The following is a 24376-nucleotide window of genomic DNA, read 5'->3' on the forward strand; positions in this document are numbered from 1 at the left end:
TAAATAGGTAATAAAATGGTTAAGGTAATTCTGTTACTCTTCCTGACAATCGCCAGCCGTAAATTCCATCGGCCATATGTCTAACCCCTGTGTAACCTAGTTTTACTGTTTCTCGTGCAGCCATCGCACTTGAAGTACATAAAGTGTTAGCACAGTAGAACACCATCACCGCATCCTTATTTTTTGGAAGTAACTTTTTCCAGTTCTTCACGTTGAAGTACACCGCACCAGGGATAAACCCTTCAGCCCATAACTCCAATGTGTTTACATCAAAAAAATAAACATCTTCATTGCCCACTAACGACTCAGCTTCACGCATTGAAATCGGATTAAGCTGAATGTCATTAATAGGAATTGGAATGAGATCCCCACCCGCACCAGCAAACACTTGTGCTTGCACTGCGACGAACAACGATACTGAAATCAAAATCTTGCTAAGTAGTTTTTTCATGGTTTTCTCTCAAAATATCTCGGCATCGGCTGACGCCGAGTTATTAAAAAAATGGCTACTCACATACGTGAGTAGCCATTAGGGTTTTACATTTTTTTACCATTAATAATGGCTTGAGCTTGAGTCACGTAAGTGAGTGCTGCATCAATACGTTTATGGGTATAACGCGCGCCATGGACACCCCAAGAACCATCTTTTTCAAGCAGCGTCACTGCATCTTGTGCTTTATCAGCCAATAGAAGAACTTGTGATTTATCTTCAACAGATAACTTAGTCACTTCTAATAATTGGTCGATAGTGTCAAGAGCGCCGACAACTTGAGCGTAAGTTTCTTTGATAGGCGTTTGGAACTTCATCACTTCGCCGTAGATCTCTTGTTGATCTTCGTAATGTAGGCTTGGGTCAAGTTCTGATTGGAACTGACTGTGACAACCTTTACCATTAACGACATTATCATCAGAGATAGCAGTACGAGCACAAGACCACATTAAATCTAAGTAGTTATTACCATTAGCATTCTTCGCAACAGTCCAACCTTTCACAGTAGATTCACGAGGTTTGCCTTCTGGTGGGTTCAATGTCTTCTGAGTTGGGTCGATTTCAATCTTCCACATGTGCGACTTACGAACCGCGTCGAAACCAGCTTGATCAGGGAACTGCATTGCGGTGAAGTTTTCACAACTGCCCATGTTAGGCATGTGACAACTTGTACAGCTTTGGTCGCTATGAGTCTTAGTGTTTGCTGCGATTTCAGCTTGCGCTGCGTGACAGTCAGAACACTCTTTCTTCATTTTCGGTTTGGTATAACCAGACTTCCAATCGTTGCTTGTAACTTCATGTGGATCATGACAAGTCGCACAACGCATGCCTTTTTCATAATGCATAGAAGCGAACATTTGCGAACCTTCAGTACCACATGATGGACATGCAGACTTCATTTTCACACCAAAAGCATACTCAAGTTTATCTTGGCCTTCTTCAGTATCAGCTAGCTCATCAACGAAGTTAAAACGTTGGTGACAACGTTCACAATTCGAAGGCATTCCGCCGCCATTACCGCCATCGAGATGACCACCAGCTCCGTGACATTCTTCACAAGCAATACCTTTAGAAATGGTATGTTCTTGTAGTTTTTTAGGGTCACCTAAAGCAGCTAAGTATTCATCTTTAGTTTCGAAGTCGAACTTGAAGCTATGACACACTTCACAGTAAGAGCTTGCAGGCTGGAACAACATTTCTTTTTCATACTTCGCACCGTATGAGCTCATGCCCACTTGGTGAGAACCACTTAGACCAAATGCTTTACCATCGTTAGTTTCAGGAAATTCTGGGATAACTGCGTTAATTTTGGCAGCCATTTCGGGTGTTAACCATTCAGCCCAACCACGTGAGAATTGGTTACCACCAGCGACCATTTTACCGCTGCCATCTCTCAATAAGCCGTCACGAATATGGTAAGTACCACGGACTAACCATGCATCAATGAAGCCGTATTTAGTACGTGGTGTACCCACAGTTGCGTAGATCATGTCAGGCGTAATACCATCAGCCAAAATAGAGGTATCTTTGGTGTTGTACATGGTCTTGTTCAAATCGTTATCCACTTCTGGATGTTCACCAGGGAAACGAATTGTTTTAGAGTGACGAGAACGATTCCATGCTTCGTATTGAACAGCATGACATTCACCACATTTTTCAGGTCCAACAAACTTGTTTGGGTAGTCAAGAATTGATTTAGCACCTAAACGATATTGAACAGCGCTTGGACGACCCACACGTTTGCTATATTTAGGGCTATTACCTGTATCTAAATACTCTTCACCACGATCACTAATGTGGTAATCACCCACTAAGTTACCTTCTTCATGGTATTTAAATACTGGATGGTTCTGGAATAAATAATCAAAAAGTTCTTGTTCTTGAACAATATAATCTTGTAGCGTTTTAACGCCTTTTGATTCTTCATCTCCATTTGGATTTGAAATAACTTTCTGTGCTGTCTTACCCATTTCTGGCAAACTATTATACTTGCCACCAGCAGCTGTTGCATTGCCAACAATGCCAAGACAAACTAGCACACTTAGTGCTGCTATCTTGTATTTAGCCTGTTTCATTGTCCCACTCCTAATCATCATTATTTTATATGTTGCAGTCGAACCTGGCAGTTCAGCTAGCGATATAATTAATTTGAGCAAGACTAAGTTTAAAGATAAAAACCAATGATTTGTTGAGCTAGATCACATCATAAAACGCCTCAGACCTAACAAAACCTAAAAACAATATTAACCAATAAAAACAACAGCATAATTATATTTTTATTTTATTTTTTATATAAAAATGCCATTTTTTTATCTATAAAAAATCATAAATATGTTTTTTACAAAATAAAAATATCTCAATATTAAAATTAGCAAAATTATTAAGATCAACCTCACAGAAAAATATCCTCAACATAGATAACCTTCAGTTGCTTCTTATTTAAGTGATGATATAAGTCACTAGAAACAAGTCGTTTAAAGACAACAAAACGTCTAATTAATATTGATATAACTTTCTCATTAACAAAATAGATTTAACTGATATTAATTATTAAACCCTCCACACAATATATAGGTAATAATATGATTCCAGAGATTGGGCATTTACTGTTAATAATAGCCGCTGCGTTATCATTATTATTAGCCGTTATTCCTATGGTGGGTTTATATAAGCGTAATGCTTATTTAATTAGCTATTATCGCCCTATCAGTAATATGATGATTAGTGCTTTTTTAGGTGCGATTATTTGTTTAGCTATTAGCTTTATTAGCAATGATTTTTCAGTAGCCTATGTCGCTGATCACTCTAATACTCAGTTAGCCACTTTCTATAAAGTCGCTGCTATCTGGGGCAGCCACGAAGGCTCAATGTTATTTTGGGTGAGTGCTATCGCGTTATGGACGGTTATTATTGCCAATACTCATAACAATGAAGCTGATCATGCTTTCTTTATCCGAACAATTTCAGTACTAGCAGCTGTGATCTGTGGCTTTAGTTTATTCATCATTTTCACCTCAAACCCATTTGTTAGGTTATTACCCAACTTCCCTATCGAAGGTCGAGACCTCAACCCTATCTTGCAAAACATCGGCTTAATTATTCATCCACCGTTATTATTTCTAGGTTACGTTGGTCTCACGGTGTGCTTCGCTGCGGCAGTTGCTGCACTCATGGGAAAACAATTCACACAACAGCATGCGCGCTATTTACGTCCTTGGGCTATTTTGGCGTGGGTTTTCTTAACAGGGGGTAATGCGTTTGGTTCTTGGTGGGCATATAACGAACTAGGCTGGGGTGGTTGGTGGTTTTGGGACCCGGTTGAAAATGCCTCTTTTATTCCTTGGCTAGTTGCCACTGCATTAGTCCACTCAGTGGTGATGACTGGACGCTTCGGACAATGTAAAAAGCTCACCTTGTTTCTGGCTATTTTAGCATTCTCATTAAGCTTACTGGGCACTTTTATCGTACGCTCAGGTGTGGTGCAATCTGTTCATGCATTTGCTGCGGATCCAACTCGTGGTATGTCAATACTGCTATTGTTGGTACTGTTTTCTGGTAGCGCCTTAGCACTTTTTGCCACTCGGGCTCAATATATACAATCTACCGATAAGTTTGCCTTAATTTCACGCAATAGTTTGATATTAATCGGCAACTTGTTACTGGTTATTGCTGCTTTATCGGTACTACTAGGTAGTTACTATCCGATTATTTACCGAGTTATTACTGGCGTCACCATCTCTGTAGGCGCTCCTTATTTCAACAGTATTTTTGTCCCTATCCTGGTACTACTCAGCTTATTAATGGGGCTAGCCCCTCTACTGCGTTGGCAACAAGATAGCGCTAATAACCTGAAAGTGCCGACGTTTTTGCTAGGTATCTCAATCGTATTAGCAGCAATCATCAACAACTCGTTTGAACAAGCCAATGCATGGTTTTTCATTGGATTAATGTCGGTAACTTGGTTAGTGCTCACATTGATCATTGCCATGATCCAGCATCAACTTCATACCAGTTCAATAACACAGACTCGTCGATTTTATGCTATGTGTGTCGCTCATCTTGGCGTCGCAGTGGCTATTTTTGCAGGCTCTGTTGTATCAAACCTTGAGCAAGAAGAAGTGTTGAGCATGGGCCCTAATCAAGGGCGAACACTAGCAGGTTATACCTTCGTATTTGAAAACACCCAACAAGTTTCAACCAACAGTTACGATGCGCTACAAGCCAACATTCGTATTATGGATGAGGAAGAAACGACGGTAGGTTATGCCTACCCGCAACGTCAAACCTTTAAAACTAACGGCATGCAGATGTCTGCTGCAGGAGTCTATTCAACCTTAGGTAAAGATTTATATGTCTCAATGGGCAACCAGCTCAACGACACAGAGTATTTAGTGCGTATCAGTTACAAACCTATGGTGAATTGGTTATGGATTGGCGCAATCTTGATGATGTTAGCAGGCGTATGGGTAGTCATAGCTTGCCGTGACAGCACTGCATCAAAACACTCACCATGTCGCACTAATGATCAGAAAACATCTCGACTAGAGGAAGCAACCTCATGACCCCATTCTATCGAATGCTCCACCGCATGTTCAGCCCTATTTCAGTGGCCATATTAACCGTGTTATTGATATTTAGCGTGCAAAATGTCACGGCTTCTGAGGCATTATCCCACCGAAATTATTCTGCTGATGAAAAACGTCAACTTGGTTTTGAAATTGCCCAAGAACTGCGCTGCCCAGCATCTGATAATCGCAGTTTATTTGATTCGGAAACCCAAATAGCAAACGAGCTTAAAGGGCACATATTTCAAAAACTCGATCAGGGTCAATCCAAACAAGAAATCATTGATTTTATGGTAGCCCGTTTCGGCGAACGAATCCGCTATCAACCTAGCCTGCACTCAGGCACGTTAGCTTTATGGCTCATCCCAACTGGGTTGTTTTTTTTCACAATAATCGGTGGTATCGCTTGGATTATTAAACAACCCCAAACGCCAATTAAACTCCATTTAAACGAGAATGAATATGAATAAATTAATGCCAATCACGTTACTGCTTTTAACTGGCTGCGTTACTTTTAATGCTGCTGCAAAGCCTGTGGATGTGAAAGTCTATGAAACGGGTGAACAAATAGAGAAACCTATGGTGATGTCGCGTTTTGTTGAGCTGCGAAATGCGCGCAAAATTCAAGACATTGACTTTAGCGATCAGCAACAAAACAAGGTCAACTTAGCACAACACCACGGCAAGCTAGTCATGGTGAACTTATGGGCAACTTGGTGTGCACCGTGTATCAAAGAAATCCCAGCGATGCAGGCAATTAAAGAGCGAAATCAAGATAAAGACTTTGCACTTGTGCCAATTTCTATTGATGAAAATCCAGATGATATAAAACCCTTTTTCGAACAACATGGTTTTGATAATTACGCGACTTGGATTGATCCTGACAAGAATGTTGATTACATCATGCCTGCAGATTTACTGCCTGCTAGCTTTATTTTAGACGGCAAAGGAAACCTAGTCGGCTTTGTTCGTGGATACATTGATTGGACAGATGAAGGTATCCAACCTTATTTAGATGGTCTGATTGAAAAATACGCCCATCGATAATTAATTTAAAAGTTTCATCATCACAAAAGGTTGTCTATTAACCTCCGCCTAACATCCCTGATTCATCCTAGGCGGTTTTTTTTATTCACAAACGGTGTCCCTGTGCAATTGGGCCGCCGTTTATCTTGAACAAGCCCTGTCAATTCATTACCATATTCGCCTATTTACTACTTTCTAGGCTTAATAAATAATGAAGTTATCTGTATTAGACCAACCCATTTATGACCATTTATATCGTGATATCAGAGAATTTCGTAGTACCTTTGATTTGCCCATTGAAAATGCAGCTAGCCTAGACGACAAAGCAGATACCCTACACACTTCATTGATTATTGAAGAGCTCACAGAGCTCGCAGAAGCAGATTGCCGTGTTGAACAAGCTGATGCCATTGTTGATTCTGTTTATGTGCTTATGGGCCGTTTAGTACACCTGGGCGCATCGAATATGACCGATCGTTTAGAGATCAGCTATTTGATAGATTTATTACTCGCCGTTGCTAAAAATCGTGAAGTTAACTTCATTGAATGCTGGGATGAAGTTCATTCAAGTAACATGAGTAAAGTGTGCCGCAACGAGCAAGAACTCACCGAAACTATTGCTCATTATGCCAAGCAAGGTGTTGAAATTGTCGGTAGCACTAAAGGTGAGTTTATCATTGCCAAGTGTGCCAAAGATGTGGAAATGGCAGGTAAGGTGGTTCGCCAAGGTAAGGTATTAAAATCCGTTTATTATCGCCCTGCAGATTTAGCTAAATTAGTTACGAACTGATCTCCCTTTGAGCTGAGCCCCAAGCCGAAAACAAAAAAGCGCTCTCATGAGCGCTTTTTTATGGCAAATAATCACTAAGTGAGCACTTATTATGACATTCTATTAAGCATTTCTTTAAGAAACCGCCCAGCGCTGAAAACGATTGCCAATAATTCCGCCTAAAATCAGCACAACCAAATACACCCAACCCGATAATGAAAAGTTAGCGATTGGCGTAAATAAAGCGCCCACATTACAACCATTGGCAAAGCGAGTGCCAAAGCCCATCAACAACCCGCCCAAAGCAAATAAGGCAAACTGTTTATAAGAATGATTTAAGCGTAATGAAAATCGGAACTTACCCATAAACAATACCGCAATTAACGCACCTAAAAATATCGCCATGTTCTGCACTGATATTTCATGGTCAAAAAATGCTGTAGTAAACATGCCTTCAGGGCGATCACTCATAGCTGAAATAGTCTCTAGCTCTACGCCAAACAACATCAGTCCTTTGGCAAACCAAATACCAAATGGCGTTGAAGCGCCCCAGCCTGACCCCGTACTAGCCATCATGACGCCAAATATAATTGCAATCACTAACGCTGTGGTGCGCATTTGCCATAAGCTAGCAAACCATGCTCGATATGTTTCCACACTCCACAACTTAAAGGGCTTGTCTTCTTGCTGAGCTAACTGTTGGCGGGCTAGCTCGCCATCGACGCCTAAATACGACCCATTCTGACGACGGTGGCTCTCATACTTTTTAGCAAGTACTACGACAATGAATGCCAATAAACAGGTAATCACCATCGCCATAAAGTAGCCATTCAAAGGCGTATTAGCGAATAAGTCAGGTAAAAATACTCCTTTACCGTCATAGCTTTGAGAAGAAACCCAAGTATCAGTTATCCACTCCTGTCCGCTTTGTAATGGAAAGCCAAAAAATACCCCAGCGCCAAAAAACACTAACGTGGTCGCAGCCCGTGGAATATCACTGACAAATTCAACCATCATGCCAGTGGCGCAACAGCTTGATAAACTCATCCCAGCACCAAACATCACCCCGCCTAGCAATAAGCCCAAGTTGATTGGATTAATCCACAGATCAAACTGACTGTATCCGGTATTCATCAACAGGCCTGCATTGATAAAGGCCGTAATAACAAACATAAACATCAAGGTTTGTAATAGTTGCGTTGAACCACGTCGATATGCACGATTAATACTTCCCGCAAAACCAATAGAGCCTTTCGCAAGGGCAAAACCTAAACTTAACCCTAGTAGTAACCGAAGAAACAACCCATCAGAGCTGAGCAAAGTGCTCCCAGCAACCAGAGTTAGCATGAGTATGATGAGACCAAACAGAGCTTGCTTGTTATTCATAGCTGTAACATTTACCAATATTATGAAACAATTTAGTTACAAAGCTATTGATTTAAATAGCTTTTAATCGTTGTGAGTTTTTCGGTAATTGTGGTGAATCATCATACTGATGTCTATTGAAACCCGCCTGATTGATATACCACTTTGGACTAGCTCATGCCTGAAACAAAAAAATGCCACTCTATGAGTGGCATAGTGAGTAGAATAATGAATAGGATAGTGAGTAAGGTAGAATTATAAGCAGTATTAACATTGCTTTTATAACGTTTACGACTCAGAGTCTGCCTTGTTGGATTGAGCAAGCTCGATGGTTTGTTGTAGCTTTTGTGGCTCATCCACCACCAGTAATAGCTGCTCAATTGGCTCTGGTAATTGCCCCATGGCGCCAAAATAACGTTGAGTTTGGTTAAAATCGACCGTCACATTGGCGACATCACCACGGCCAACAAACAAAATGTCTTCATCCTTGGTTTTGGTTGTTTCAGTGATGGTCACCGCTTTAATGTCAGCGATATTCACCATCAACAACCCCCAAATACTATTGTTAATCACCAGTTTGTCATCATGGACATACAATGAATAATGCCGAGATATTCTGTAGTTCGCGATAAAGGTCAAAAAGCCATAACCGACAATAGCCGACACCAGAATTGCCGCTATTTCACTCCAGTCCACTAACAATAAATACGCGATAGTCGAGCCAATAAAACATAAGCCAATCATTAACCACATGAACCAAGCTTTGGCACTCAGTAGCTTAATATTGGTCATTGCTTTGGGGTGATTAGCACTAAACTTAGGAATACTGTAAAACCAATTAGCCGCTTCCCCCGCCATGATCATGCCTACCATTTGGCTTTTCTCATCGTCACTAATATTCAGTGCTTTTATTCTTGGGTCGCCTTTTAATTTTCTTGCTTGCCATAAACCTTTAATCACACTAAATAATAAGTAAATTTCAAACAGTAGAATAACCGCAAGAATGGGATAGCGCACCCACATCACAAATTCAAAGTAGCTGGCAATGTCTTCAGGAAAGCTCAAACGTGCCATCAAGGCGCTTAAGCTGAGTATCGCCAATATTTTCCATGGTTTTTGCTTACCTATATTGATAATTGCAATCCAATAAAGTACCGGTAAAACCAGAAAATAAAGCACAGAAATACCACTCATAACCGTCATTTCATAAGTGCTATTAAGCTGCTCAGGCATCACCTGAAAACCGATGACATAACTGATAATGGCTAGGGCTAAAAAGCCCAAACGAAATTTAAGCGAACGTTTCACAATACACTCCTTGTAACGATAAACCGTGAGCTAGCGGATTAGTGCAAAGCCAACCTATTCTGCTGAGGCAAAAACCAACTTAAGCCCTGAATCGCAGCGGTTGGAAATGCCATGCTGTGATCTGCCTCGGCAATGACCTGTAATTTGACATTAACCCCTTGGGTCGCCGACAGCCTATTTTTTTGCTCTAAGATGGCTTTAAATTCCTTCGCATCTTTAACCATATCATGACCGAAATCAGTCAGCTCAGCCGTTTCAAACTCGCCAATGGCAATAAACACCTTGGCATTGATGCTTTTAAGCATAAAGTCACTGCCGCGAAACTGCTTCATCAGTTGTTTATCGTTAAACCACAGAGAAGGGCTACTCAATAAGTAATTATTAAATAAATCCGGCTGGGTCAGTAAACTATAGGCGCCAAATAACCCGCCTAATGAATGACCCACTAAGGTGTTTTGGCTAGGTAAAGTGCGGTAGGTTTTGTTGATATGGGGCATCAACTTATTCGCAATAAAATGCAAATGACGTTCGGCTTCGCCGGTTTTACGCTTCCAGCTTTCATCTGAGCTTGGGGTGTAATCACGAATACGACTTGCAGCTGGGCTCATACCCTCTTGCCAATCGATCCCCACTAAAATCGCTTGCTGCATATTGCGCATATTCATTGGTAATCGAGTAACACCTGAAACTACTTGAAAGTTGTACATGGCATCAGTCATATAGACCACAGGGTAATACTGAGCGGGATCGTTCTCTTGATAGCTATTAGGCAGCTTAATAAACACCTTATAGCTTCGGTCTGAGTCTTCTAGCGTAATGGAGCTTGTATTAGGAATGGAAAAGGCATCATTTGCCTTTGCTGGCGTCGGTAAGGTTGATAAACATAACCCCATTACCGCCACAACCAGCAATAAAAAAGTGTGCATCAGCTATCCTTGTTGATGTTGTTTTAGCGCTATTGATTAATGCTGAGCCTCTGATTGACCCAGCTATTATTCAGGCTATTGTACCGTTTTTACACTAAATTAGTAGGGCAACATATAATCAGCAGCGAGTGCAACGAACAAGGCAAATCCAGCCCAGTTATTATTCAAAAAAGCTTTGAAACAAGGTGCCCGTTCACGGCTGTAAATTAGCCATTGTTGGTAGCCACTAAAAACAATAAACGAGCTAATACCAATGCCATAAAATAAGCCGCGTTCAGCCGACCACCCTGCACAGATGAAACACACTAACGCAGCCAGTTGAAACAGTGCAATCCATTCTCTATCGTAGCGACCGAATAAAATTGCTGTCGATTTGATACCGACTTTTAAGTCATCATCTCTATCCACCATGGCATACATGGTGTCGTATGCGACTGTCCAGCACCAGTTAGCCGCAAATAGCCACCATGCTTCAATGGGGACATAACCCAGTTGGGCGGCATAGGCCATGGGGATTGACCAGCTCCAAACAATGCCTAAAAACATCTGTGGCATATTGGTGACCCGTTTCATAAACGGATACATGATGGTGAGAATGATCCCCACCACAGAAAGCTTAACCACCAGCGGGTTTAAAAACAGTACTAAGCTAAAGGCGATTAATGCCATCACCACAAATAGCAATAAGGCTTCTTTACTGCTGACTTCACCTGAAGCTAAAGGGCGGTGTTTAGTCCGCTCGACATGGGCATCGAGTTTTCGGTCGGCAAAGTCATTAATCACACAGCCACAAGCGCGCATGATAAACACCCCAAATACAAAGATAACCAGTACCTTTACATCCGGCATACCACCAGCCGCTAATATCAGTGCCATAAGGCATGGCCACATGAGCAACAAAGTCCCAATGGGTCTGTCTAAACGTGTTAAACGTTGGTAAATCGAAATTTTCTCTTTTAGCGTCCATGAGGATACTGCCATGGCTAACTTCACTCCCGCATTTGAAGTTTATTCACTTCTTATTAGTCACACTGTCATGACGTTCTTTATTATGTGTTGGCCAAAATAATAATCTAACACGCTGAAAATTGAATTAATCAGCAAAAGCCATTAAAGCTTATTCTAATGGCAATTGCTTGATCGATATCAACAAATGATATCAAACAGAAAACGGCTCACTTTCTCTATTAACACGCTTCCAATTTGGCTAAAGAGACTAATAACCATTTGCTGCCAAAATCAGTAAAATTAACTTGTACTCGGGCTTTATCGGCTGTGCCTTCAAAGTCAGTCACTATGCCTTGACCAAATTTAAAGTGTTTCACTTTTTGTCCCACTTTAAAGCCACTGTCATTGGCGATTGACTGGCGAGGCACGTTAAATCGGCTGCTCATCGCTGGTGCTGATACCGACGCTTTCATGCGAATTTCTTCCACATATTCCGATGGAATTTCACCAATAAAACGAGAAGGACTGGCGTAATCTTCACGGCCATAAATGCGACGAGATTCAGCGTAACTGATGTACAGTTTTTGCATTGCGCGGGTCATACCCACATAACATAAGCGGCGTTCTTCATCTAAACGATCGCCTTCATCCAATGCCATTTTACTTGGGAAGATCCCTTCTTCAACGCCCGCCATAAAGACCACTGGAAACTCAAGACCTTTAGCCGAATGCAAAGTCATAAGCTGCACCGCATCGGTAAACTTATCCGCTTGCCCTTCACCTGCCTCAAGTGCGGCATGAGATAAAAAGGCATTTAGCTCGCCCATATCTTCCAGCTCTTCTGGCATCTCAAAGCTGCGCGCAGCCGTGACTAATTCATTTAAGTTTTCTACGCGAGACTGGGCTTTTTCGCCCTTTTCAGCCTCATACATGGCGCGCAAACCAGAACGCTGGATCACAGTATCAGCCATGCTATATAAACTCATGTCACTGGTGTCGGTGCGCATACCAATCACTAAATCCATGAAGCCATTAACGGCATTCGCCGCACGGCCAGTTAATACTTTCTCTTCCATTAATCGCACACTGGCTTGCCACATGGTCATTTCTTGCTGGCGAGCCGTTGAGCGAATAATTTCTAAAGTACGATTACCGATACCACGGGTTGGTGTATTCACCACTCTTTCAAAGGCTGCGTCGTCATCTTTGTTATTAATGAGTCGCATATAGCCCATGGCATCTTTAATTTCTTGGCGTTCGAAGAAACGCAAACCACCATAGATTCGGTAAGCTAAGCCTTTATGTAACAGCGCTTCCTCAAGGACACGTGACTGTGCATTTGAGCGATATAAAATCGCACAATCAGCTAGATTGCCCCCTTTTGCATGCCATTCAGCCATTTTTCCGACAATAAAACGCGCTTCATCCATCTCATTAAAGGCGCAATAAATGGCGATGGGCTCACCGGCTTTATCTTCGGTCCACAGTTTTTTCCCTAGACGCTCAGGATTATTAGCAATGAGTTCATTCGAGGCATTCAAGATATTGGCTGTTGAGCGATAATTCTGCTCCAGTCTAACCGTATTTGAACCAGGAAAGTCAGTTAAGAAACGGTGTAAGTTCTCAACTTGAGCACCACGCCAACCGTAAATAGATTGATCGTCATCACCCACAATCATCACATTGGCTGACTTACCTGCTAACACTCTGATCCAGGCATACTGAATCGCATTGGTATCTTGGAATTCGTCCACCAAAATATGCTTAAAACGTTCTTGATAGTGCGCCAATACGTGTGGTTTATTGAGCCATAACTCATGGGCGCGCAATAAGATTTCAGCAAAATCCACCAAGCCTGCGCGATCGCATGACTCTTGGTAAATTTTGTAGATATTTAAAAGGTTTTTCTCAATGGGGAAATTGCCCGCATCGATATGCTTAGGACGTAATCCTTGGTCTTTTTTACCATTGATATAGCCTTGGCATTGACGAGGAGGATACTGTTTTTCGTCTAAATTTAGACTTTTAAGGATACGTTTTAGTAGACGTAATTGGTCGTCAGAATCAATGATCTGAAAGCTTTGCGGTAAATTCGCATCTTGATAATGGGTACGCAACAATCGATGCGCTAATCCATGGAAGGTACCGATCCACATGCGGCCCATGTTTGTGCCAACGACCTTTTCCACACGTTCGCGCATTTCTGCCGCCGCTTTATTGGTAAAGGTTACCGCTAGAATGGAGTATGGACTTTGTTGTTCAACCTGCATTAGCCAAGCAATACGATGGGTTAATACCCGCGTTTTACCACTGCCTGCGCCAGCCAAAACCAGCATGCTAGAAAGCGGTGCCCCTACGGCTTCGCGTTGCATTTCGTTTAAGCCATCTAATAATGATGATACGTCCATTGGTCCTCCCAAAAATCAAGCGGGCAGTATATCAGTTCAATGCCATCTGATCCTAGGATGCAAGGAGGCTTAATCGTATAAGCACGGATAACAAGCGATGAATATCTTAATTACAGTTCATTGATACTCAAATTAAGAAGGGGATAATGAGCTAATTGTGAGTTTATATTAACGTTTGGTAACTCTTAATAGTGTTTGATAATTTATAATATTATTTGATACTTTTTGGTGAGGAAGCCAGTTAAAAACTAACACATTCTGCCCCCCAAAAATTATTTCAAATTTTGAAGTTATCGTTTGAAAAAAATCAAAGTCGTGACGCTTCGCCCACACCTGACCAAAAGGGTATCAACAGCAATACCCTCTTGGATCACCCTGCCGCCCCAAACGAAAAATGCTGAAAAGCGCATATTTAAAACCGGGATTGATCCAGCTTTCAACCTCGCTTGTAGACTGCTTCGGCCTTATTCGAAAATGCTAACACTTCCGACGGGCCGTCCATGGCCCAACGAAAGCTAGCCTGACGTCCTGTCAGGCTCACGCTATTTTCTCTGCGTCCTCAATTCAAATGGTGCCTTTTAGATTTGTATCTTTTTTATTTTTAAGTTGACGCGAATAAAGTTAAATCGAAGAAATGAAAATTCCGGTGTAAGCGCGGCTGTGACCGTCCATGACATGGACGTCATGGCCGAGCTTACAGGGACGTACTTGCAGCGTGTCACAATAGTGCTTGCACAAGAGCCTGCGGCAGGCAATGGATTAGATTTAAGTGATGGTCTTAAGTAATTGAGCCAATATAGATGGAGTACAAAACAGAAACGGGTAACTCGTTTCTGCCCCAAAACTTGTTAGTAGCTTTACTTAGCTAATGATTTCTAGATTTGGATAAAAATCTAAATCAGGGTCGTGGCGTTTCGCCCACACCTGATTTAGAGCGTAAATTTCCAAACTCCGTTTGGATTAAGGTCGTGGGTTTTCCACCCACACCCGACCAAGAGGGTATCAACAGCAATACCCTCTTGGAACACCCTGCCGCCCCTATCGAAAAATGCAGAAAAGCGCATATTTTCAACGGGGATTGATCCAGCTATCAACCTCGCTTGTAGACTGCTTCGGCCTTATTCGAAAATGCTAACGCTTCCGATGGGCCGTCCATGGCCCGACGAAAGCTAGCCTGACGTCCTGTCAGGCTCACGCTATTTTCTTCAACGTCCTCAATTCAAATGGTGCCTTTTAGATTTGTATCTTTTTATTTTTAAGTTAACGCGAATAAAGTTAAATCGAAGAAATGAAAATTCCGGTGTAAGCGCGGCTGTGACCGTCCATGACATGGACGTCATGGCCGAGCATTCAGGGATGAACTTGTAGCGTGTCACAGTAGTGCTTGCACAAGAGCCTGCGGCAGGCAATGAATTAGATTGAAGTGATGGTCTTAAGTAATTTAGCCAATATAGATGAAGTACAAAACATAAACGGGTAACTCGTTTATGTCCAAAAGTTTGTTAGTGATGATTAATTTTTAATAATAAGTATTTTAAAACAGTAGCCATTGCCAAAAATTATCTCAGCGTCTTAATACATTATTTTGGTTAAGTGAATGAGATTGCTTTAGAAAGCTCTATTGGATAAACAGAGCTTTATAAACGTTTAAAAGTTAAATATTGATGATGGTTTAAAAACTAGCTTTAGGGTTATTTACAGCTGAAGCTTTCAGCACTGTCGATATCACCGCTGCCATCGTAGGTAGAAACTTGTGGGAAAGGACAAAGAGGGTGTGAGCGATCTTTAGCCCAGTTTTCAGGTAATTCACTATTAGCTTCACGCACATTAGCTATTATAGATTCTGGCGCAGTTCCAGTTTCAACCCAAGCAACAATATCATCAAGAATTGTATTTACTTGGTCTGTAGAAGGGCCACTCCCACAATGGTTCATACCAGGGATCAAAAACAACTTAGCAAATTCTTCAGCATTACCAGCATTCGCCTCATCAACAGATTTATACCAATCAATGGTTTGGTTAACAGAAAAGACAGGATCTGAAGTTCCATGAAGTACAATCATTTTTGCCCCGCGATCGCGAAGCGTATCATATTTTGTTTCGTCACCAGTTGACATAAATGACATAGACGACTCAGGAAATTCGCTCGTTGTTGCATGAATAAGTTCGTTGGCGTCATCCATGTCCAGTGCAACAGAATAATTATATGCTTCGATTAATCCTGCATCACCAAAAGTGTTATAGTCTTCAAACTCCACTGGTGGAGTAGAGAATACTGTCGCTACAGTGCCTGCATCACGACTAAAGGCATTTGTCATTTCCCAACTTGCCCAACCACTTGCACCGATACCGGTATCGTAAGGGAAGTTAATATAAATAGCTTCGCCTGCTGAAGTTTGTGGTCCTGCCATAATGTTACTTAACGCTAACTTTTGCGCTGCAGTCAAGCAGGTTCCATCTCGCTCTGATGAGCATAACGGCACATCACGTTCGATATCAAACGCTTCCTGGCAACCCATTAAATCACCAATAATACCGTCAGTCGCACCATCTAATGCATCACATTTTGCTGCAACACTAGATGCCAACAAGCTATATTCTTCCGCAGTTACAGTGCTTGTTACAGCTGTTGTAATTTCTGCTGCTGTCGTAAGCGGTGTATCAGCGTCGATTAAAGTTTCAAGCTGTTGCACACCATAGAGTTGAGATACTGCAGCTTTTGGCAGATTATGACCAGGGTTTCCCACCAAGAAGCCGTCGTACATTTCAGGGTAACGAGTGGCGGCAACCATTGTGTGACGACCACCGTTTGAACAACCTGCAAAGTATGATCGGTCAGGCTCTTTGCCATAGGCCTCTGAAATCAATGATTTTGCCATTGGCGTTAACTTTTCAACAGCTTCATAGCCGTAGTTAATGCGAGCTTGATTATCTAAGCCAAAATATTGCTCACCATAACCCTCATGCCCAGCATCTGAACTGATAACAGCAAAACCTTTATTTAACGCACTAGCGTCATAGGCATCTGTAACCAAAAACCGACCAACAGCTTTGTTCACACGACCGTCTAAACCACCATTTGCTTGATATAAAAAGCGACCATTCCAGTCGACTGGCAAACGTACTTCAAAACTGATTGCGTATTCTTGATTTTCGCTGCCTTTAAGTCCTTTACCTAAACGTTCTTCCATTTTGCCAGTAAGGATACAATGAGCTGGTGCTTTGAAAATTTGTCCGCGGCCATCATAATCAATGTCACCTGCTTCAACTAATTCGGCAGAATTAATAACGGTATCCGTAAACGAAAACTTGTCTACAAGTTCGCTGCAATCTAACAGCTCCGCTGGTTTCGCTTCTCCAAGTATGGGTAAACTTGTCGTATCGTTATCACTACTATTACAACCGCTGATAGAAAGCGACACCGCAATTGAAAGCGCAATAGTGCTTAGTTTCTTATTCATGAGAAACTCCTATTATTAGATTAAAAAAAGGGCCGCAGGGAGACGGCCCTTTGCTATGGGGATATATGATGATGAAATTGGGGTTTAGATTTCGAACTTGTAGTAAACGTAAAAACGTGTGTCCGTGAGGTCATCGCCAGTCGCATAATTAACAATGGCGTGACGAGCACGCAGGCTCAAACCTTCCACATATTCGTTCATATCGTAACGTACGGATATGTCAGTTTCGTCGATGTCTTTGCTTGCATCACCATCGACTTCGTAGCTAGCATAATTTAAGTATGCGCTTACTCCTTTGAGTGCAGAACTCGGTGCAAAGCGATACGCTAGTTGAGCAGCGTATGCATCTTCATTTGCTCTAGCTGACTGAACAACCTGTTGAATGATGACCTTCTCGTCACCAAAAGGAGCCACGATGTCGCCTTCACCCGTTGTGACATACTTTACAGTTGCATCAAAACCATTCCATTTCATCCCAAGATGAAAACCAGCTTGATATGTATCAAACTCTGCTTCTGTACTATTAAGGCTACCTTGTGAGTCTTGTTTTAAATAAGAAGGTTTGAAATACCAATTCGTCGCGCCTAAGTCACCACTCATATTGAGTTTAAAATAGGTTTGGTTATACACATCTTCCATGGTGTAGTGCCAAATGCTTGCTTTAGTTTTAACCTGTTCAAATGGCAAGGTATAGTCAAAGCCCAAAGCTAGCATTGGGTTATCTTCTACATCTACGACAACTCCCTTACGGGCAAATTCGCTTTTTACACCGTCTGCTACACTACCAAATTCTTCAGCAGTCCAGCCCATATAATCTGTTATATACAGTGCTGTAATTGCTAAGTTATCGATTGAGGTGTTTTTAACACTTGCGCCACGGTAAGTGAAAGGAATCGCTCTCAAAGGAAAGGGGTTCATCATTGGAGTCCGTAACTCTTGAGCACCAACTGTAATTTTTGTGTCGTACCAATTACCGCTGACAAAATACTCTTGTAAACGATTAACCGATTCTCTTTCTTTTGCACTACCAGGAGCGCCACCACCAACTAAACCGTAAATAGCGTCATCGGTGTCCCAAATAGGGTTCGCTGAGGCAAATGAGCCGCCGAAGCTAACACCATTAGTTTCACCTGATCGCAAGTAAAAAAGCCCGCCAAATGAAGTGTCACGTCTGTCGGCGCTTTCACCATCGAAGTCTCTCTGGAAATCAAACAGTTGTAGCTGGCCTTTAAAGGTCGCGTCATTAAATAGGTTAGCAATAGGCTCAGCTGAATGAGCAGAACTAGCCACTAAACATGCTGCGACTAATGGAAGTAATTTTGTGTTCATTTTTATCATCCTTGTATAACTTTGATTATTTTTGACTCAATGAGCTAAAACATTTCGTCGATTGATTACGGGGTCACAAAATCAAAACGTTGATGACAACCAACACAATAGTTTTCCGACTCTTTGTGTTGGTGATGACAGTAATTACAATTGGTTTCAGTATCGAAATGGCGATTCTTATGTGGGTTTGTTGGTTCAAAGTCAGCTGTTGTTTCTGCTAAATCAGCAGTGTCATGACATGCTAAACATTGAGTCATACGGACTTCTTCTTTTTTGTTTTTAGCGTGACAGTCATTGCACTCAAGACCTGCGTCTTTATGAGTAACTTCTAACAACGGGGCATCATTAGCCATTGCGTTACTTGCAAATATGCTCAATACAAGAGAAAACATCATGTTGTGGATTGTTAATTTTTTCATTTTTTAGTTCCGTTTTTCTATTTGGTAGACTGCCTAAAATCAGGCATCCACTTTGTTGTTCGTTAATGCACTAAAGCTTTGCCACATACTTTCCGGCTAAATAACCAAATGTGTAACAACGACCTAGAGACAAACCGAAAACGGTAAGTGGGTAATCAACACCACCGTAAAAACCGCCAGCCATGTTGCCAATGACAAATAGGCCGCCAATCTTATTGCCATCAGCATCAAGTGCTTGATGGTTCTTATCGACTAGCATTCCTGAACAAAGGGTTGAAACGCGCATGCGTCGGTGAATACCGTAAAAAGGAGGCTTAAGAACTGGCACCATTTTTGACGAAGGCTTACCAAAGTCGTCATCCATTCCTGTTTTGCACAGTTCGTTATAACGCTTAACATTGGCAACGAATGTTTTAGGATCGCATTCAAGTTTTACTGCTAGCTCTTCTAGTGTGTTAGCTGAGTAAGTATTAGTTAATGATGCATAAACACCTTTTTTCTCAGCAGGGTCTTCTGGCATGTACTTTTTCATTTGCTCAGGCGAGTAAAGCTTTCCTGGCCAATCTGCAGCTTGTTCCATGTAGTTAGAGTCAAATACCTGAGAGTAATGCCCCGCATTTTCTGCATCACGTAAATAGTTGTTCATCAATGACATTGCGACAGTTTCATTGACAAAACGATTTCCTTTACGGTTAACTGCAAGGAAAGGCATATCACACATTGACGCCGGACCAGCATCAAAATCATGCAACATTTTAGTGTGACCAATAGGTTCGATAACACCGCCAGCCCAGTAAACCATGGAGAAACCATCGCCATTACGGTCCATTTGCTTACGTTCAAAGTTCTTTAAATCTGGGATAAAGAAGTCGCACATGGCTTTATTGTTTTGGTAATCACCTGCTGAAAGAATGACGCCTTTTTTAGCCATGAACTTGTGGTAAGAACCATCGCGGTTTTGTGCAATTACACCAATGACTTTGCCAGAAGCATCTTGAATAAGTTGGTTAGCAGGCGTGTTAAAGAAGAACTCAACACCAGCTTTTTCTGCTGTTTTAGCAAGATCGCGCATACCATCACCAGTGGTATATGGTTTAGGTCCAAAATATGATGTGATGAAGTTAAGCTTATGCTCAGTAACACCATGAATTCCATGCTGTGGACCAGTACCTTGATCTACAACTTGTGCACCACCTTTTTTAGCTCGATCGATTACCCATGAAACCGCTTCGCCAGAATTGTAAGCCCACTCTCTTAAAAGGTCTGGGCTACAACGATGCGCGCTGTCACTCATAAGACGAGCTACCATTGCTTCGACAGCAGCTTTGTCACAATTAGGTAAATCTAGGCCTGAACCAGTGTTACCTTGGGAGACCACAATAGCTTGCTTTTGTAGTACAGCAACTTTAGCGCCATTTTCTGCAGCAGATAATGCAGCAGGTACGCCTGAAGCACCGGCACCGACAACCACGACATCAAAAGTTTGTGTAGAAGACATTTGACTGTCTTTGATCGGTTTTGGTTTTGGCATGAAGTCTAAAGTTGCGCCACCATCTGAGCTTTTAGCAACATATTCCATATTATTTGCCGTAGCAGCTTGCGCTCCGACACCTGTTAACCCTGTAAATGCAACAGCCCCTGTCCCCATTGCTGCGCGTGACAGAAAGCTTCGGCGTGAAATACCATTGTGCAATACATGGCTTGTATATTGATCCATGACTTTGCTTTCTGGTGTTTTGTTCTTACTCATTTTCATACTCCTTCCACCCTGCGATTACCTGTGGTTATCATCATTAACAACACATTAAATGCGCTTATAACCGCATTGGATTTTTGTTTACCAGCTTAAGAATTTAGGGCTTTGCGGTAGCTTGATATTGTTCAAACTTCATCTCCCTTCTAAAATATCAAATATATGACATTTGATTGGTGAAATGTATGACATTTAATTTTGTAAGTACACTTTGTTGATATGAAGTTGTAAAAAGGGTCACAGATTCAGCTGTTTTCAGTGTGAGCTCACTAAAATAAAGTTTTAGCAACAAAAACTGTCTAGTTAATGTTGTTTTTTTATACTTATCTCGCTAGGAAGTAGCAATTATTTAACATCTTGGTCAGAGAGATATGTTATCGATGGCTCTCCTCAATAAATATGGATGTGATATTATTGAGTTTGAATAATTTTTAAGGGTTTATCTTGAGCAACTTCACTCCAATCAAGCAAGTAAAGGCCTCTGATGAGGTTTTCAATCAATTAAAAGCAGCTATTTTCGATAGTCAGTACCTTGCTGGTGACAAGTTACCTTCAGAGCGTGAACTGATCGAAACATTTAGCGTTAGTCGCACGGTAGTAAGAGAATCAATTAAGGCTCTAGAGGCTCATGGATTAGTTGAAATAAAACAGGGGGCAACCGGTGGCGCTTTTGTAAAGCAAATGACCTTCGAGCGCCTAACTACCGCAACAAAAGATTTGTTTTTTCTAAATCAAATGTCGTTCAAAGAAATTTGTGAAGCAAGACTTGAAATAGAGCCTATGGTTGCTCGGTTAGCAGCAGAAAAATGCACAGATGAATTTAAAGATTTACTTTTAGAGGCTTGTGCTAGAGAAAATGATTCACTGGAGTATCCTGAAACGGTTTCTTTGAGGAGCCAAGTTCATTACATACTTGCAGATATGTGTGGAAATCGTTTTTTGACAGCAATAGATAAATCTTTAATTCAATTAGTCGCAAAAATTGCACATAGAATTAAACCTGATACAGATGAAATTCATCCTGCTGGCCTGCATGACGATTTAGTTCAAGCAGTGATCAATCAAGATGCTGTTGAAGCTGAGAAATTAATGCATCAACATTTGAAAGAATTCTTGGATATATTACAAAAAATTGAAGCTGATTACAGAGAGCAGCATAGTTAGTATATTTTTTAAATTGAGGTTTGATTATCACTTACTATATATGTAATTAATTGAAATCTAAAATTAAGTTCAACACATAAAATATTACAAGTGATTTTTATTCTGGACATTATAAGCTTATGAATCTTTCCCAAATAGATTTAAACCTACTTTTCGTATTAAAGCATTTACTAGAAGAGAAGCACGTTTCAAATACGGCGATGTCATTAAACATGAATCAATCGTCAGTTAGTCGTACACTCCAAAAAATGAGAATGCTGTTTGATGATGAGTTATTGGTTCGTAAGAAATATGGCTATGAATTAACGCCAAAAGCCGAATCAATTAAGGATGATATCAATACTATTACTATCAATCTTGAAAAACTTATTCATAAGCAATCTTTTGATCCTAAAACAGTAAGTAACACAGTAAAAATTTATGGTTTACTTCCACAAATCAATACTAAGCTAGGCTTTCGTGAGCCGATTCTTCACAGCTTAGTTAAGGATGGCCGTCATGAATGTTTGAGATACTTTTTCTAATCAACATCAGTCAACTTAGACTGAATACTCTAAGCGGTTTCTGTCCAAAAGTGAGTTTGGAAGTGATCAAACTTTACAATCAAAAAGTCACGTTCTTGCTCATATAAATTATCAAGCGGTTACCTTATCACCGCTCATGAAAGCGCGAGTTTTTTCAATCTTTATTATGGTCGCACAGTAATAGCCAAACGAATTAACCTACCGGTGGTTATTCCAGAAAGACTCAAGTAGCCTGAGGCTACTTGAGGGAATTGAATGCTAATGGGTAACAATGAATCTGAGATCTAAATCGATTCATTGCCCTATCGATATAAAACTATATTAAGCCTGAATTTCAGCAGCCACGACAGAAATTTCAACCAGTAGGGCATCACGGGCCATTTTAGCGGCAACGCAAGCGCGTGCTGGCGCATAACCTTCAATCACCCATGCATCCCAAACCGCATTCATTTCAGCAAAATAAGACATATCTTTGACGTAAATGGTCGCAGATAACATATGTTTTTTATCGCTGCCAGCTTGCAGCAATAATGCCTCCACTTTATCCAACATGGTTTGGGTTTGTTCGGTGATGTCTTTAGTGGCATCTTGGCAAACTTGGCCGCATAAATAGATGGTGCCGTTATGTTTCACAATGCGGCTCATACGGGTTTTAGTTTCTATTCTTTCAATGCTCATTGTTATAAATACCTTGATATGTAATCTATTAATTCAGTCGATATTGATAATGACTTCAATAAAGTCATTATCAATGAACTCGAGGCTAAATAACAACTGAGAAAAACTCACTAATTAACCATTAATACTTCAATGGTGTGAGCAATCTAGCGAAACAGAGGCCATTAATTGACAATTGATTTACCAAAAAACTACACTTATTTCAATTGCATCAAAAAAGGCTAAATAAATTGCATATCAATGATTTGGAATTATTCATTGCCGTAGCAAAGCTTGGCAGCTTTTCAAAAGCAGCAGAATCTTTAGATACAAGGCGCGCATTAGTCAGTCGCAGAATTGCTGATCTTGAAAAACACCTTGGCGCACCACTGTTTGTTAGAACGACCCGAGCGATGTCACTCACCCCAAACGGCGAACAATTTTTAGAGCAAGTTGAACCCTTAGTTGATCAGTTGCGAAATGCTGCTCACATAATGCGAAATAAACAAGCCGAGGTACAGGGCCGAGTCAGAATTGGGCTGATCCCTTTTACTGACAGATTACTGGATAAATATATTGCTGAGTTCGTCGTCCAGTATCCTCAAGTTCAGTTAGACATCTTTATGATCAATGGCGGTTATAAAGAGTTAACTCGATTGGGTTTAGATTTTGTGCTCGATACAGGAGCATTAAATGACAGTAGTTTTATCGCTAAAAAACTGGGTTCATTAAAATTAAAGCTATTTGCTTCACCATTATATTTAGAAAAATCCGCCAAAATTACCCATGTGGATGATCTTCTACAGCATTCATTTATTGGCACTCGGTCAATTAATGGCATGGTTGATACACAATTAAAAATGGGCAATCAAACCATTGATGTTAAGTATAATATTGTCACAAATGAATTTAACTCTTTATACAGCTTTTGCTTGGCTGGCGCAGGGATCGCAATGCTGCCATATAGCATTGCTAACGATGCGATTTCATCGGGGAAATTAGTCAGTATTTTACCTGAAATTGAATCGACTCCTATTGATACGTTTTTAGTTTATCCAAGCAGAAAACACATGACCACGGCAGCGAAACTCTTCGCCAATACCATTATTGATATGGCTGCAACGCTTATCGAAACGGAGTCTGATTATTATGCTAATGGCATAAAAAAGACATAACGCTTATTGCGTTATGCCTTTTTTATTAATTCTGAGATATCAGTCCTGAGCGATAAAGACTAAGAACCGAAAAGCAGTAAAGCCGTTAA

20 protein-coding genes are annotated in these 24376 nt (G+C 41.0%); 8 read left to right on the forward strand and 12 right to left on the reverse strand.

Annotated elements, in window-relative coordinates:
• Positions 1–19 precede the first annotated feature (19 nt).
• Positions 20–451, reverse strand: a complete 432-nt coding sequence (locus Q4600_RS13675) for a rhodanese-like domain-containing protein (protein WP_102440243.1) — start codon at positions 449–451, stop codon at positions 20–22.
• Positions 452–537: 86 nt separating this feature from the next.
• Positions 538–2565: a cytochrome C gene (locus Q4600_RS13680; protein ID WP_303517013.1), complete on the reverse strand. Its 2028-nt coding sequence runs from the start codon at positions 2563–2565 to the stop codon at positions 538–540.
• 507 nt (positions 2566–3072) lie between these two features.
• Between Q4600_RS13680 and Q4600_RS13685 the strand changes: the two genes are divergently transcribed.
• From Q4600_RS13685 to Q4600_RS13700, 4 genes are all read left to right on the forward strand, one after another.
• The gene (locus Q4600_RS13685) at positions 3073–5052 is read left to right on the forward strand and encodes a heme lyase CcmF/NrfE family subunit (RefSeq protein ID WP_303517014.1); all 1980 of its coding nucleotides are present in this window, start codon (positions 3073–3075) and stop codon (positions 5050–5052) included.
• Complete coding sequence (locus tag Q4600_RS13690; RefSeq protein ID WP_303517015.1) at positions 5049–5525, forward strand: cytochrome c-type biogenesis protein CcmH; 477 nt, start codon at positions 5049–5051, stop codon at positions 5523–5525. Before Q4600_RS13685 ends, Q4600_RS13690 begins: the two co-directional genes overlap by 4 nt.
• Positions 5518–6102 (forward strand): TlpA disulfide reductase family protein, encoded by a 585-nt coding sequence (locus Q4600_RS13695; RefSeq protein WP_102436891.1) that lies wholly within the window; start codon positions 5518–5520, stop codon positions 6100–6102. Before Q4600_RS13690 ends, Q4600_RS13695 begins: the two co-directional genes overlap by 8 nt.
• A 190-nt stretch (positions 6103–6292) precedes the next feature.
• The gene (locus Q4600_RS13700; protein WP_102529812.1) at positions 6293–6871 is read left to right on the forward strand and encodes a nucleoside triphosphate pyrophosphohydrolase family protein; all 579 of its coding nucleotides are present in this window, start codon (positions 6293–6295) and stop codon (positions 6869–6871) included.
• A gap of 114 nt (positions 6872–6985) precedes the next feature.
• On the opposite strand, the gene Q4600_RS13705 is transcribed toward Q4600_RS13700, so the two are convergent.
• The 5 genes from Q4600_RS13705 to uvrD form a co-directional block, all read right to left on the reverse strand.
• Positions 6986–8236, reverse strand: a complete 1251-nt coding sequence (locus tag Q4600_RS13705; protein ID WP_229371069.1) for a YeeE/YedE family protein — start codon at positions 8234–8236, stop codon at positions 6986–6988.
• 267 nt (positions 8237–8503) lie between these two features.
• Positions 8504–9523 (reverse strand): hypothetical protein, encoded by a 1020-nt coding sequence (locus Q4600_RS13710; RefSeq protein ID WP_303517016.1) that lies wholly within the window; start codon positions 9521–9523, stop codon positions 8504–8506.
• A gap of 38 nt (positions 9524–9561) precedes the next feature.
• On the reverse strand, positions 9562–10449 hold the full coding sequence (locus Q4600_RS13715) for an alpha/beta hydrolase (protein ID WP_303517017.1): 888 nt from the start codon (positions 10447–10449) through the stop codon (positions 9562–9564).
• A 99-nt stretch (positions 10450–10548) separates the two neighbouring features.
• On the reverse strand, positions 10549–11430 hold the full coding sequence (gene ubiA, locus Q4600_RS13720) for a 4-hydroxybenzoate octaprenyltransferase (protein ID WP_303517018.1): 882 nt from the start codon (positions 11428–11430) through the stop codon (positions 10549–10551).
• A 206-nt stretch (positions 11431–11636) separates the two neighbouring features.
• Complete coding sequence (gene uvrD / locus Q4600_RS13725) at positions 11637–13805, reverse strand: DNA helicase II (RefSeq protein ID WP_303517019.1); 2169 nt, start codon at positions 13803–13805, stop codon at positions 11637–11639.
• Positions 13806–14465: 660 nt separating this feature from the next.
• Here uvrD and Q4600_RS13730 point away from each other — a divergent pair.
• Complete coding sequence (locus Q4600_RS13730) at positions 14466–14591, forward strand: hypothetical protein (protein WP_303517020.1); 126 nt, start codon at positions 14466–14468, stop codon at positions 14589–14591.
• A gap of 905 nt (positions 14592–15496) precedes the next feature.
• On the opposite strand, the gene Q4600_RS13735 is transcribed toward Q4600_RS13730, so the two are convergent.
• The 4 genes from Q4600_RS13735 to Q4600_RS13750 form a co-directional block, all read right to left on the reverse strand.
• Positions 15497–17266, reverse strand: a complete 1770-nt coding sequence (locus tag Q4600_RS13735) for a tannase/feruloyl esterase family alpha/beta hydrolase (RefSeq protein ID WP_102526444.1) — start codon at positions 17264–17266, stop codon at positions 15497–15499.
• 84 nt (positions 17267–17350) lie between these two features.
• Positions 17351–18595 carry an OprD family outer membrane porin gene (locus tag Q4600_RS13740; RefSeq protein WP_303517021.1) on the reverse strand — a complete coding sequence of 415 codons (1245 nt, stop codon included), beginning with the start codon at positions 18593–18595 and terminating at the stop codon, positions 17351–17353.
• Positions 18596–18660: 65 nt separating this feature from the next.
• A complete protein-coding gene (locus Q4600_RS13745; RefSeq protein WP_153916499.1) occupies positions 18661–19014 on the reverse strand; it encodes a cytochrome c3 family protein in 354 nt (117 codons plus the stop codon).
• A 70-nt stretch (positions 19015–19084) separates the two neighbouring features.
• Entirely contained in the window at positions 19085–20764 is a 1680-nt protein-coding gene (locus Q4600_RS13750; protein WP_303517022.1) for an FAD-binding protein, read from the reverse strand.
• A gap of 447 nt (positions 20765–21211) precedes the next feature.
• Here Q4600_RS13750 and Q4600_RS13755 point away from each other — a divergent pair, with 447 nt between their 5' ends.
• Both Q4600_RS13755 and Q4600_RS13760 read left to right on the forward strand, forming a co-directional pair.
• Entirely contained in the window at positions 21212–21931 is a 720-nt protein-coding gene (locus Q4600_RS13755) for a FadR/GntR family transcriptional regulator (RefSeq protein WP_102526441.1), read from the forward strand.
• A 119-nt stretch (positions 21932–22050) separates the two neighbouring features.
• Positions 22051–22455 (forward strand): LysR family transcriptional regulator, encoded by a 405-nt coding sequence (locus Q4600_RS13760; protein WP_198589511.1) that lies wholly within the window; start codon positions 22051–22053, stop codon positions 22453–22455.
• 321 nt (positions 22456–22776) lie between these two features.
• On the opposite strand, the gene Q4600_RS13765 is transcribed toward Q4600_RS13760, so the two are convergent.
• Entirely contained in the window at positions 22777–23133 is a 357-nt protein-coding gene (locus Q4600_RS13765; protein WP_102526440.1) for a RidA family protein, read from the reverse strand.
• A gap of 230 nt (positions 23134–23363) precedes the next feature.
• Between Q4600_RS13765 and Q4600_RS13770 the strand changes: the two genes are divergently transcribed.
• A complete protein-coding gene (locus Q4600_RS13770; protein ID WP_198589510.1) occupies positions 23364–24287 on the forward strand; it encodes a LysR family transcriptional regulator in 924 nt (307 codons plus the stop codon).
• The last annotated feature ends 89 nt before the right edge of the window (positions 24288–24376 follow it).

This window comes from Shewanella sp. 2_MG-2023 (assembly GCF_030548905.1).
Taxonomy (GTDB): Bacteria; Pseudomonadota; Gammaproteobacteria; order Enterobacterales; family Shewanellaceae; genus Shewanella; species Shewanella electrodiphila.

Coding starts and splice junctions, on each gene's coding strand:
- Q4600_RS13715 (WP_303517017.1), bottom strand. CDS start 10,449: ATGCACACTTTTTTATTGCTGGTTGTGGCGGTAATGGGGTTATGTTTA.
- Q4600_RS13685 (WP_303517014.1), top strand. CDS start 3,073: ATGATTCCAGAGATTGGGCATTTACTGTTAATAATAGCCGCTGCGTTA.
- ubiA (WP_303517018.1), bottom strand. CDS start 11,430: ATGGCAGTATCCTCATGGACGCTAAAAGAGAAAATTTCGATTTACCAA.
- Q4600_RS13705 (WP_229371069.1), bottom strand. CDS start 8,236: ATGAATAACAAGCAAGCTCTGTTTGGTCTCATCATACTCATGCTAACT.
- Q4600_RS13680 (WP_303517013.1), bottom strand. CDS start 2,565: ATGAAACAGGCTAAATACAAGATAGCAGCACTAAGTGTGCTAGTTTGT.
- Q4600_RS13735 (WP_102526444.1), bottom strand. CDS start 17,266: ATGAATAAGAAACTAAGCACTATTGCGCTTTCAATTGCGGTGTCGCTT.
- Q4600_RS13740 (WP_303517021.1), bottom strand. CDS start 18,595: ATGAACACAAAATTACTTCCATTAGTCGCAGCATGTTTAGTGGCTAGT.
- Q4600_RS13745 (WP_153916499.1), bottom strand. CDS start 19,014: ATGAAAAAATTAACAATCCACAACATGATGTTTTCTCTTGTATTGAGC.
- Q4600_RS13695 (WP_102436891.1), top strand. CDS start 5,518: ATGAATAAATTAATGCCAATCACGTTACTGCTTTTAACTGGCTGCGTT.
- Q4600_RS13690 (WP_303517015.1), top strand. CDS start 5,049: ATGACCCCATTCTATCGAATGCTCCACCGCATGTTCAGCCCTATTTCA.
- Q4600_RS13750 (WP_303517022.1), bottom strand. CDS start 20,764: ATGAGTAAGAACAAAACACCAGAAAGCAAAGTCATGGATCAATATACA.
- Q4600_RS13675 (WP_102440243.1), bottom strand. CDS start 451: ATGAAAAAACTACTTAGCAAGATTTTGATTTCAGTATCGTTGTTCGTC.
- Q4600_RS13765 (WP_102526440.1), bottom strand. CDS start 23,133: ATGAGCATTGAAAGAATAGAAACTAAAACCCGTATGAGCCGCATTGTG.
- Q4600_RS13760 (WP_198589511.1), top strand. CDS start 22,051: ATGAATCTTTCCCAAATAGATTTAAACCTACTTTTCGTATTAAAGCAT.
- Q4600_RS13700 (WP_102529812.1), top strand. CDS start 6,293: ATGAAGTTATCTGTATTAGACCAACCCATTTATGACCATTTATATCGT.
- uvrD (WP_303517019.1), bottom strand. CDS start 13,805: ATGGACGTATCATCATTATTAGATGGCTTAAACGAAATGCAACGCGAA.